Here is a 12,037-nt window from a genome sequence, read left to right as displayed (position 1 = left end):
TGTACAATTTAAGTATGAACACCTTTTATTGCATAAAAATGGATTGGGATAATATTTTAAAGGGTTGGGATTATATAATTTTTAGCCTTCCGCAAGCTCTTCATCTTTGAATCGTCAATATTAAACAAACTTAAAATGAACCGCTTACTTAAAACCATCCTTATTTTCTTCTTCCTTTTTAGCATTAAAACCGTTTTTGCTCAAAACATCAAAATATCAGGAACAGTTACCAATAAAAACAATCAAGCACTTGATTATGCTTCTGTAGCCCTGATCCACCTACCAGATTCTGCTTCGGTGGCATTACAGGCCTCTAACCAACAGGGTTTGTATGAATTTAGTAACGTAAAATCTGGCAGGTATTTAATTAAAGCCTTAATGATGGGTTATGGAAAAAACCAATCCGCACCATTTGAAGTGAAAGATATAGCTGTTAAGGTTCCATCAATTACACTGGCAGAGCACACTCAAAATCTGAAAGATGTAAACATTATATCAAAAATGCCCGTAATTGATCAAAAAGCAGACCGGGTAATTGTAAACGTAGAACAGATGAATACCGCAGGTGATAATGCATTGGAAGTAATCAGTAGGTCGCCAGGTGTAAAACTGGATAAGGATGATCACATTGTACTGAAAGGAAAAAAAGGAATCAATGTGATGATTGATGGTAAAATGAGTTACATGACGGGTTTGGAATTAACCACTTATTTAAAATCGCTACCCGGATCTGTATTAAGTAAAATAGAGTTGATTTCCAATCCACCTTCTTCTTTTGATGCGGCAGGCACGGCAGGGATCATCAACATCAAACTCAAAAGAAATAAAATGCAGGGATTTAACGGAAACATGAATACGGGTGGTGGTTACGGTCGTTATGAAAAAGTTTATGCGGGCACCAACCTGAATTACAATATAGGTAAAGTGAGTACTTATCTGCGTTTAGACGCCGGACACTATAACTCATACAACAGGTTAACTTTAAACAGAACCATAGAGGAAGAACAATATAACCAGCTTAACTTTTGGCACCCGGTTACGAATAGCTTAAATTATTCAACAGGTGCAGATTATTTTATTGATGATAAAAATACCCTGGGCATTATGGTAAAAGGTTATACCGCTCCGGAAGAAACCAAGGTAAATAGTAATTCTATAAACTACAATGCTGCAGGGGCAAAAATAGGTGGCACAAGTATGTTTAACCCTCAAAGCAATACAGAGAAAAACCACGCCATTAATTTAAATTACCGTTTAAAAACCGATACATTGGGAGGCGAGCTGGGATTTGATGCCGATTATGTGCGTTACGATAACAGCCGAAACGAAACTTTCACCAACAATTACCTTGATGCAAACGATCAGCTTATTGGTACTCCGATTGATCTGCGTAATAATGGGATGGGCAAAGTATCAATCTATTCGATCAAGGCTGATTACACCATGAACTTTAACAAAACATTAAAAATGGAAACCGGCTGGAAAAGTAGTTGGGTAAAATCGCTGAGCGATGTGCGTTTCGATTCGCTGAAAACCGCTGGCTGGATCACCGATCCGGGAAGGACAAATCTATTTTTATATAATGAGAACATTAATGCAGGTTATCTTTCATTAGATCAAAGCTTTAAAAATTTACAGATCAAAGCAGGTTTACGTGCAGAGCAGACATTGGGCAATGGCAGTTCATCGGGAACGAATACCCTGATCGACAGAAAATACTGGAAGCTTTTTCCAACGCTCTTTATTTCCTTAAAACTCGATTCGAACAACCTGATTACGGCTGCCTACCGCAAAAGTATTAATCGCCCATCGTACAGCAGTTTGAATCCCTTTACTTTTTATAGCGATCCTTACACCGCCTTGCAGGGGAACCCGTTTTTACAGCCCTCTTACGCCAACAGCTTTGAATTTAACTACTCATTTAAAAATTTCAGGATATTAACGTTGAGCTATTCGGTTAACAATGGCTCGATATGGGAAGTAGTTTATCAAAATGATGCGACCAAAGAAAGTATCTCCCGACCAGAAAACTTAAACCGTACCACCAACTTTTACATGGCAACCGGAAGTCCTTTTGATGTAACCAAATGGTGGAACAACAGTACTGAAGTTTCGGCTGGATTTAACCGCACCGAATCAGCTGTACAGGGCAATGGTTATGATGCTTTCTCCTGGAACTGGTCTATAATGTCAGATAACACCATCACCTTACCTAAAAACTATAGCTTATCGGCTTATGCTTTTTACGATTCCCCTTCTGTTTCCGGCCTTTTCCGAAGTTTAGGCAGTTACCAGCTCAATATCGGTGCTAAAAAATTATTCTGGAACAAAAATGCCACATTAGCCTTAAAAGTAAACGACGTTTTTAATACGAGTAAATTTAGGGCCAACCTGGAGTACAATAATATTAAAACCTATTGGCAGAACGAATGGGAAAGCCGCAGGATAAACTTAAGTTTCACCTATAAATTCGGGAACATGAAAATCAAAACTGCGCGTAAAAGACAAACCGGAACAAGCGATGAAGAAAACAGGGTTGGCAAAAATTAAAAAATGAGGGCAAGATAAAATCGGTTAACTAAGCTGGATTTCTACAGTTAGCCGATTAATCCGTTTCAACAATTAAACGAGCTATAAAACCAATAGCATCCAAATATTACAGGCATAATGACCAGAATTGCCCAGCGGACCTGCGAGTTTTTTAAATCCAGCCTTTTCATAAATGGTAATGGCTTTGGCAAGTTCCGGAAAAGACTCCAGGTAAATTTCATTATAACCAAATTGCTGAGCAGATGCTATACTTTTTTCCATTAGCACTTTACCGATACCTTTACCGCGCGAAGCTGGCAGAGCATAAAATTTAACGAGTTCAACACAACCCTCTGGCAAGCCAGCTGTTGGATAAATACCACAGCCACCAATAATAACTCCACCCTCTTCGGCTAACCAATAAGCAGATTTAGGATGTTCGAAAAGAGTTGACAAATCGTCGGTTGTAGGATCGGTATAAACAGTACCAGGCTTGTCTACTTTAAATTCTTTTAAAACCGATCTGATCATGGAAGCAGTAGCAATATTATCTGTTGGAGTGATCTTTCTAAGGGTAATGGCCATATTACTATAATTTGTTGCAAAGTTAAAAAATGAGTAACTGCTTTTTAATAAAAGCAAACAAAATGCTATTGAATTTTATTTATAAAATATTAAAACAGATTATACCATGGAAAACGAAGAAAATAAAACAGGAGCACTTAAAGGCAACAGTCATCCAAAACCAACAGATGATGTACAGCTGGAAATAGAAACCGTAACGCCTTCAACAGAAAAGGAAACCGATAAACCAGGTGAGCCTGCATTAAAAACGGAGGAAGTTAAGGATGGGGAAAAATTGAATGATCAGGATGAAGCAGCAGATACTACGGAGAAACCTTCCGAAGAAAACAAAACTGATACCGACGATAAACGTGATGATATCGAAACCGCTACACCAGGCGCCTGAGTTAATTTTGGTTAACTCACATTGCAGCTGAAATAGTTTTAGTATTTTGGCGTTATGAATAATATGAAAGAAAAAATATTGCTTTTCCTGTTTACCATAAGCATTTTTGGTTGCGGAATAAACAGGCAGGCACAGCAGATAAAAGCCCTGGAAGACTGCACCTATAAAATTACAAGTGTACAACAGGTATCGATTGCAGGTACAGATGTTAAAACGTTAATGGATCAGCAGCGCTTTAGTTTAACCAGTTTGCCTGGGGTTGCATTGGGTTTATTAAGAAAAGACATTCCTTTAAAAGCCAATCTAAATTTAGAAATAACTAATCCATCAAGCAATTTAGCTGCGATAAACCAGTTCGAATATAAAATACTGGTCAACAATACAGATTTGGCACAAGGCATTGTTAATCAAAATGTAAGCATTGCGCAAGGCCAAACAGTTACTGTTCCGGTACAGTTGGTGAGCAATATTTACGGATTAATATCTAATGGCAATGTGTTTAACGATATCATCAAGGCAGCTCAAAAAGGTTCATCTTCAAAAGATGAAAAACTAGGCTTATTAACCATTAAAATAAAGCCAACCTTTATGTTGGGCAACACACCTGTTAAATATCCGGGTTACATTACCATTAACAAAGATATCAGCAGTAAAATATTATTGTAAAATACCGCCACAAATAAAAAATGCCCGCTTAACTAAATATGTTAAGCGGGCATTTTCGTTATAAGCTTTATTAAAATTTCTTATCCGGTGTCATCACCATCCCCTTAAATCCTTTTGGATCCAACTTTTCATCTAATGCCCTTAGTTCTGCTACTGATAGTTTTGATGGCATTGCTGTTGTGGTTGTACTTAAGCTAGCTGTTTTTGCCGCTGTAGTTACAAAATTCCCATTCTTAGCATATAACAAAGCATAGGCCAATAATGTCTCTGTTTCATCACCCCATGCCTTACTTAAATCCTCTGCTGATTCTTTATCAACCGTTAGGCCAGAATAATAGCCACCAACGCCAAGTTTGTTTTTGGTTTCAAATTCAGGGATATACATATCTACCTTATCTATTCTGATCGGAAAGAAACCTACAGGTTTACCATAAGTTGTTCTACCAATTAATTTTACATCCATAACTGGTTTTAAACTGTTAATGGTTAACTCACTTGCCGAGGCTGTTGATCCGGTTACTATAAAATAAACCCTGTTTAAAGATAATGAACCGGACTTTGCAAATTTCTCTATATTGTCAGCAGCTGTAGGCAAATAATTTAAATCAGCATAAGTGGCGTACTTTCCGTTTACGCCAGAGGTAAAGGTCTGTAATTTCCCCTCATCATCTAACAGTGGCTGGTGTGCCAAAACAGAGGCTTTGCGCTGGGCAGTAGTGATCGACTGTAAATAGTTATTATAATAAGAAGTAAACATCGTATTACCGGTTTCGCCTGCCGGGGCTACTAAATTAATGATGTCAGTAGCTGTTGAAACATAGCCTCCACCATTATAGCGTAAATCAATAATTAATTCACTTACTCCCTGGGTAGCAAAATTAGCAAAAACTGCATTTATGGCTGAAGAGGCATTATTGGTGAAACTATTAAATACCATATACCCCACTTTCTTTGTTCCAACCGTATAAATATTGGTAAACAATATCGGATTGACAGTATACAAGCCACTGGATATAACTGCTGTTTTAGAGTTTCCGCCAATATCAGTAAAAGCCAAAGTCACCGTTGCATTGGTTCCAAAAATAGCGTTATTTAAAAAACTAACTGCACCAGGATAGGTCAGGTCTGTTCTTCCATTCACACCGGTTATCCTACAGCCACGTGTTAAACCCTGTAATGCAGCCGGCGAGTTTGGATAAACATATTTTACCCTCAGATCGGTCGTGCTGTTATAATTATACTGAACGGAAAAACCAAAATCATTGGCTGATCCGTTTACATCTGCCTTAAGCGCTCCTGTTTTACCTGTCGTAGCTGCCGTATAGTCGAAAAACGAATATTTAGGTTCACTGGAAGTGCTTACATATTCGTATGGCTTTCCTGTTGCCGGGTCTAAAGAATATTGTGTCATGGCATATAGTTCAGCTTCATTTGAACTAAATCCACGCGGGTTAAACACGGCATAAGTGGGTAGCGAAGTATTCCAGTAATAAAGTTCTTTTCCATATAAAAAGATAGAATCTTTAGTCAATTCATCCCGCGTTCCGGAAGGCGTGGTAACAACTGGTGGGGTTACAAGCTCATCAGACGCAGAACTGCTCTTTTTGCAGCCACTAATGGCACCGAAGCTTAAAAAACCTAGTGTTACCAGGTAAAAGAATTTCTTATTTCTCATGGAAATTATAGTAATATTATCTCTATATACGTATCAGGCAATAGTTAGGTTGTTCAGAAATAAACTTTTACCAACAACTCAATTTAATTCAAAATATTATGCGCTCGCGCCTGTATATTAATGAACTACGTAAATCTACTTATTAAATTACTTTTCACTGAGATATTTAGCAAATTTTAACAAGGTAAACTAAACCGGTGTTTTTACCATAGTCCTTATCCCCCCGTAAATTGTCGCCTTTGCCCCGGTTCATTCAACAAAATTCTGGGCAAATTTGTTATATAACTTATCTGATTAAAAACCATGGAAAAGATCGAATTTAAAACCACAATTAACGCCTCAGCAGAAAAAGTTTGGAATGCGCTGTTTGGCATAGAAACATACCCCAAATGGACAGCTGTTTTTATGGAAGGATCGCGTGTGGAAACCGATTGGAGAAAAGGAAGCAAGGCCCTGTTTCACGATGGGAAGGGAGATGGAATGCTTGCTATTATTGAAGAAAACATACCCAATCAATACATGTCTATCAAACATATTGGTGAAATAAAGGATGGGAAGGAAACCCTTCATAATTGGGGCGAATCTTTCGAAAATTATACGCTAACCGAAAAAGACGGTAAAACGGAAATTATAATCGACATGGAAATTATAAAAGAATGGCTTGACTATTTCGAAAAGACCTGGCCAAAAGCACTGGATAAGGTTAAGGAGATAGCCGAGAAATAAAATGATCATGCAGAAACATAAAAGCGAATGAGCCTCTTGTAAAACGGAGGCTTTTTTGTGATTTCTTCAAACGGCTATGGGCCTTTTAACTGGCTAATTGGTCACCATAAAAAATTTTTGCCTTATTAATCATGATCTGGTTCTCTTTCCAGCTCACGGAGAAAGCGTAGCCCAACCCCAGCCTTAAATGCAAGATCTTCCTGAGATAACTAGCTTTCCCCCGATGCATGTAACATTTATACCTGAAAGGGTGTAAAAGCACATTAAAATCAATAAAATTTACCCGAAAGGGTATAAAAAATTAATCAAAATTAGAAATACTTATAAACCAAAAAAGCCTCTCATTTCTGAAAGGCTTTTGGAAGTGGTGCCACCTGGATTCGAACCAGGGACACAAGGATTTTCAGTCCTTTGCTCTACCGACTGAGCTATGGCACCCCCTTTTGGGATTGCAAATGTAGTATTCTTTTTCTCAAATCCAAAAAAGGATTTAAAATTTATTCAAAAAGAATGAAGACCTGTTTAACCAAATGCATTCATTTTTCTGACTATCAATAAGATGCTATTAAAAAAATATTTATCCATTCTGCCAGTTTTTTCAGCATATATTCAAAATAGACAATATAAATCTTCCAGGCACTAATCTTTGATGATAGAAGGTTTGAGATTGATACCTAATTTTCTCAGTATCCATAAAAATAATAGAACACCTGTGAGGACAGCTAATACGATCAATATCACCTCTCCAAAACCCTTTGAAAATCCTGTCTCCACTTCAATCAATTCTGTGCGTTTAACTTTTAACAGGCCACCCGTATCAACAAGTTTGCGAATGTCATCTGTACGGATTTGAGGAGCAAATAAAGCGGCTACTGCATGCTGATCAGTAATGCGATAAATGGTTTGTGGGATTAGTTGAGAATCGCCAAGCTCGTCAAAGTAATAATAAGCATTTCCATTTTTCCATACTGAGCCATAACTGCCTCCAACCATACCTATTTTCTGCCAGTTTCCTGTTGTAGGCTCATCTAATCTATAAATATGTGTTGACTCGGATTTAAGCCCCGGATTTTTATTTCCACCCCAAATCTGACTGGCCTCAGTGTATAAAATTTGATGACCATCTGAAAAAATAAGTGGTGCAATTTCTCTGAAATTGCCACCATCAAATGGGTTATCTTTGAACCTTAAAACTTTCCTTTTCTTCTTATCAAAATAAAAGATTCCATGCTTACTTAAAAATAAAGCATGATAGACATGTGCCCCATTTAGAGACAATATGTTATAAGGACTATATTGCTTATCAAAAGGCAGGTCATTGACGTAGACCATACCTTGCTTAGGATCTAAGAGATAATTTTCCTGATTTTGACCATCAATAACAATGGCTTGCAGGTTCGGGTGATCCTGAAGTGGCAACAGGGCATTTTTATAGTATACAGATTGTCCATCCGCCAGATAGTTTTGACTTTCACGGATATCGCCATCATTATATAACTCAGAGATCTGCCTGAGGCTCGCACCATGGGCCAGCGGAAGAATTTTACCTTGATAGTAACACAAGGTTCCATTAGTTACCGCCTCAGCTTTAAGGATAACCCGATAAGGAACTGGTCCGGCTTCAAGTTTAGCGAGCGGGTAAATATAGGTCTGTGGCTTATCCCCTATTCCAAGACCATATAAACTCTGTTGGCTCAACCAGGAGAAAATTGATAAGTCTTCATTTTCTACACTCATTGAAGAACAGTAGCAGGTTTGCTTACCATCGGTGAAATAACTATTACCAATTGCTTTGGCTGTAGCTGGATTGAAATCTTTTACAACAAGGTTACCACAGTAAGCGTTATTCTTATCTATCCCAAACTGGCGGTTTTGGTAGCTATTATCAACTAGTCTGAAGCTTTTGGCATCAGCCTCTTTAATCATATAGTTACCATTACTTGGCACAGCCGCATATACATGGTCTTGATAACGGACAAATATCCCACCTATTTGCTGTCCTTCATTATCAATAGTATTAGTATCCGCCTCCCTTCCTGGCAAGAGAAAAGACACAGTAAACGTTATTAAAATCAGGAAAGCAATGACTGCAGTTATCCTGATAAGCTTGATGATATTTTTGTTCATTTTTTGTTTTAGGTTATTTGTTAACGTATGCCACCTACTACCGAATCCCAGGAACTATATAGTAGTTCTCCCTGTAATATGGTCATGCCATGCGACAGCGAAAATGCAGAAATTAGGCTATGACACGTAAATGAAAGTCGCGTAGAATGACTTGATCCAAAATACCTCTTCACTCCATCCGGTGAGCATGAAGTGCTTGCGTTGGCTGGTTCCGTTTGTCCAAAAATAAATGATTACAATCATTCATCGTTTTAATACGGATAAGATCAATTTGATCTGCAAAATCTGGTGGGAGTAATGGTTTAGGTAGTTCGATCTCCATGGCTTGGTGCTAAAACTACTAAGTTAAAAATTTAAACTCAGCCCTCCCGCCTTTTACGAATGATCCTTAATAGCTAAAGTTATGAAACCAAAAAAGCCTTTCATTTCTGAAAGGCTTTTGGAAGTGGTGCCACCTGGATTCGAACCAGGGACACAAGGATTTTCAGTCCTTTGCTCTACCGACTGAGCTATGGCACCATCCGTTTGGGATTGCAAATGTAGTGTTCTTTTTTCAAAAGCAAAACTTTTTTTCGATTATTTCATTGGCGCTCTGATTATCAATTAATTAATTTTTCACAATTCTTAAAGCAGGCCATAATTCTTGCTTAGAATGAGTACAAACAAACAATTTTATCATTTTTTTTATGCATGCATAGTATTTTTTTGAGATTAATATCCTAATTTAGCGTAAACAATCTAATATTGCATGGTGGCACAGATCCTTTTTCTAGTACTTACACTTGCAGCAATTGCGCTGTTTACAGTTAACCTGCGTAAAATAATTCGCAATATCCGCTTAGGCAAAGCAGTAGATCGAAAAGATCAACCGCAAAAAAGGTTAATGACCATGTTACGGGTAGCCTTTGGTCAATCCAAAATGGTTGTCCGCCCTATTCCTGCATTTCTCCACTTTTTTGTTTACATCGGTTTTGTGATCATTAATATCGAAGTACTCGAAATTATGATCGATGGATTATTCGGCACTCACCGTATTTTTAATGGTTTGGGTGGGCTTTATAACTTTCTGATCGGTTCTTTCGAAATCCTGGCCTTTACGGTTTGGGTTTCCTGTGCTATTTTTCTTATTCGCAGGAATGTACTAAAACTTAAACGCTTTAGTGGTGTCGAGATGAAAAGCTGGCCAAAATCTGATGCGAACTATATTCTCATCACAGAGATTTTATTAATGAGTGCTTTCCTGCTCATGAATGCTGCTGATGCAAAACTCCAGCTTTTAGGTGCAAAACACTATGTAAATGCAGGTGCTTTTCCGGTAAGTCAGTATTTAATGAACATTCTTCCTTCAACAGCGCATGCATTGGTTATTATTGAGCGCAGCTGCTGGTGGTTCCACATTATCGGGATTCTGGCTTTCTTAAATTATCTGCCTTATTCGAAACATTTCCATATTCTTTTCGCCTTTCCAAACACGTACTTTTCAAATCTGGAGCCTAAAGGTGAATTCACTAATATGGCCTCAGTTACCAATGAGGTAAAAGCAATGCTCGATCCTTCTTTTGTTCCGGCAGAAACCGAACCTGGTAAATTTGGAGCAAAAGATGTAACCGACTTAAGCTGGGTAAACCTGATGAATGCCTATACCTGTACCGAATGCGGAAGATGCACTTCGGTATGCCCGGCAAATATTACAGGTAAACTTTTATCGCCAAGGAAAATTATGATGGATACCCGCGACCGTATTACCGAAGTGGGTCAGAACATTGATAAACATGGTGCAGAACATCAGGATGGAAAATCATTATTAGACGATTATATCAGCAGAGAAGAGATCTGGGCCTGTACCAGTTGTAACGCCTGTGTAGAGGCCTGTCCGGTAAACATCGATCCATTACAGATTATTATGGAGCTCCGCCGTTTTGCGGTAATGGAAGAATCGCAGGCACCAGGAAGCATTAATGCAATGCTGGGAAATATCGAGAACAACCAGGCACCCTGGAAATACTCGCCAGCCGATCGTTTTAACTGGGCACAAGAAAGTTAGCAATTGACAGTCTTCCGTTAACAGTTTTAAGTTGACATTGAATTAAATATAATTACATCAGGTCTCGATACCTGGTATTCGATACTAGAAAATAGACACTAGATAATAGACAAATGGAATTTAAAGTCCCTACGATGGCCGAGTTAATGGCCGCAGGTGAAGAACCAGAAATATTATTTTGGGTGGGTTGTGCCGGAAGTTACGATGAAAGGGCACAGAAAATCACCCACGCCATCTGCAAGATCTTACATCATGTAGGTATAAAATATGCGGTATTGGGGACCGAAGAAAGCTGCACCGGAGATCCGGCTAAAAGAGCTGGGAACGAGTTCCTTTTCCAGATGCAGGCCATGACCAATATCGAAGTTTTGAATGCTTATAACATTAAAAAAATCGTAACCGGCTGTCCGCATTGCTTCAACACCATTAAAAATGAATATCCTGGCCTGGGCGGCACTTACGAGGTGATCCACCATACGCAACTTATCCAAGACTTAATTAACGAGGGTAAGTTAAAAGCCGAAGGTGGAGAAAGCTTTAAAGGCAAAAAAATCACTTATCACGATCCTTGTTATTTGGGCCGTGGAAACGGAATTTACGAAGCGCCAAGAAAAGCATTAGAAGTTTTAGATGCGCAATTGGTAGAAATGAAACGCTGCAAAAGCAATGGTTTATGCTGCGGTGCCGGTGGTGCACAAATGTTTAAAGAACCCGAAAAAGGAAATAAAGACATCAATGTTGAACGTATTGACGAAGCGCTTGAAACCAATCCACAATTTATTGCAGCGGGCTGTCCATTTTGTATGACAATGCTGAGCGATGGTATTAAATTAAAAGATAAAGAACAGGAAGTCAAGGTATTGGATATTGCCGAAATTACGGCAAGGGCAAACGGCTTGTAACGATCGTGTTAGATTCACTTAATAAAAAGCGGTATCATATAAGCGTTAATCTCTATTCGATCTGTCTCACGTGGAGCCTCCCGAAACGCGTAAATCTGTAATTAAACAGATCCTTCGAAAAGCTATCAATCACGGACTCCAATAGAAAGATTGTCAACTCGAATGAAGCGTAGCGAAATGGAGAAATCTTTTAATATAGTTCAAAGATTTCTCCACTGCGGTCGAAATGACGCCCCTTGTATATCTGTCATCAACCCTCCGATGTATTTGAAAAATTCTAACCTCTATTAATGGCAAAATTTCAATAGAAAGATCGTCATCTCGACCGGAGCAGCGCTAAGTGGAGAGATCTATCCAGGCCGATTTCGCTTCGCAGAGCCTTCGGGTTCTAGACTGCG

Annotated in this window: 9 protein-coding genes and 2 tRNA genes; 6 read left to right on the top strand and 5 right to left on the bottom strand. The window is 38.6% G+C overall.

Features of this window, described 5'->3' with window-relative positions; genetic code table 11:
• The first annotated feature begins 135 nt into the window (after positions 1-135).
• Positions 136-2,550 (top strand): outer membrane beta-barrel family protein, encoded by a 2,415-nt coding sequence (locus FFJ24_RS02110; RefSeq protein WP_138820582.1) that lies wholly within the window; start codon positions 136-138, stop codon positions 2,548-2,550.
• Positions 2,551-2,631: 81 nt separating this feature from the next.
• On the opposite strand, the gene FFJ24_RS02105 is transcribed toward FFJ24_RS02110, so the two are convergent.
• Positions 2,632-3,114, bottom strand: coding sequence for a GNAT family N-acetyltransferase (locus tag FFJ24_RS02105; RefSeq protein WP_138820581.1), 483 nt, complete (start codon positions 3,112-3,114; stop codon positions 2,632-2,634).
• 106 nt (positions 3,115-3,220) lie between these two features.
• On the opposite strand from FFJ24_RS02105, the gene FFJ24_RS02100 reads away from it, so the two are divergent.
• Together FFJ24_RS02100 and FFJ24_RS02095 are read left to right on the top strand one after the other, a co-directional pair.
• Entirely contained in the window at positions 3,221-3,499 is a 279-nt protein-coding gene (locus FFJ24_RS02100) for a hypothetical protein (RefSeq protein ID WP_138820580.1), read from the top strand.
• A gap of 63 nt (positions 3,500-3,562) precedes the next feature.
• Positions 3,563-4,165 carry a hypothetical protein gene (locus FFJ24_RS02095; protein WP_138820579.1) on the top strand — a complete coding sequence of 201 codons (603 nt, stop codon included), beginning with the start codon at positions 3,563-3,565 and terminating at the stop codon, positions 4,163-4,165.
• Positions 4,166-4,235: 70 nt separating this feature from the next.
• On the opposite strand, the gene FFJ24_RS02090 is transcribed toward FFJ24_RS02095, so the two are convergent.
• A complete protein-coding gene (locus tag FFJ24_RS02090) occupies positions 4,236-5,840 on the bottom strand; it encodes a S41 family peptidase (protein WP_138820578.1) in 1,605 nt (534 codons plus the stop codon).
• 303 nt (positions 5,841-6,143) lie between these two features.
• Here FFJ24_RS02090 and FFJ24_RS02085 point away from each other — a divergent pair, with 303 nt between their 5' ends.
• Positions 6,144-6,566, top strand: a complete 423-nt coding sequence (locus FFJ24_RS02085) for an SRPBCC domain-containing protein (RefSeq protein WP_138820577.1) — start codon at positions 6,144-6,146, stop codon at positions 6,564-6,566.
• A gap of 365 nt (positions 6,567-6,931) precedes the next feature.
• Here FFJ24_RS02085 and FFJ24_RS02080 read toward each other — a convergent pair.
• The 3 genes from FFJ24_RS02080 to FFJ24_RS02070 all read right to left on the bottom strand — a co-directional run bounded on the left by FFJ24_RS02080 (position 6,932) and on the right by FFJ24_RS02070 (position 9,212).
• Positions 6,932-7,004, bottom strand: a tRNA-Phe gene (locus FFJ24_RS02080).
• 201 nt (positions 7,005-7,205) lie between these two features.
• Positions 7,206-8,693 (bottom strand): DKNYY domain-containing protein, encoded by a 1,488-nt coding sequence (locus tag FFJ24_RS02075; protein ID WP_138820576.1) that lies wholly within the window; start codon positions 8,691-8,693, stop codon positions 7,206-7,208.
• 446 nt (positions 8,694-9,139) lie between these two features.
• Positions 9,140-9,212 (bottom strand) — tRNA-Phe (locus FFJ24_RS02070).
• A 229-nt stretch (positions 9,213-9,441) separates the two neighbouring features.
• Between FFJ24_RS02070 and FFJ24_RS02065 the strand changes: the two genes are divergently transcribed.
• Positions 9,442-10,737, top strand: a complete 1,296-nt coding sequence (locus tag FFJ24_RS02065) for a (Fe-S)-binding protein (protein WP_138820575.1) — start codon at positions 9,442-9,444, stop codon at positions 10,735-10,737.
• 113 nt (positions 10,738-10,850) lie between these two features.
• A complete protein-coding gene (locus FFJ24_RS02060; protein ID WP_138820574.1) occupies positions 10,851-11,639 on the top strand; it encodes a (Fe-S)-binding protein in 789 nt (262 codons plus the stop codon).
• Positions 11,640-12,037 lie beyond the last annotated feature (398 nt).

The sequence above is a fragment of the Pedobacter sp. KBS0701 genome (assembly GCF_005938645.2).
Classification (GTDB): domain Bacteria; phylum Bacteroidota; class Bacteroidia; order Sphingobacteriales; family Sphingobacteriaceae; genus Pedobacter.
This window is presented reverse-complemented; position numbering and strand designations above follow the sequence as displayed.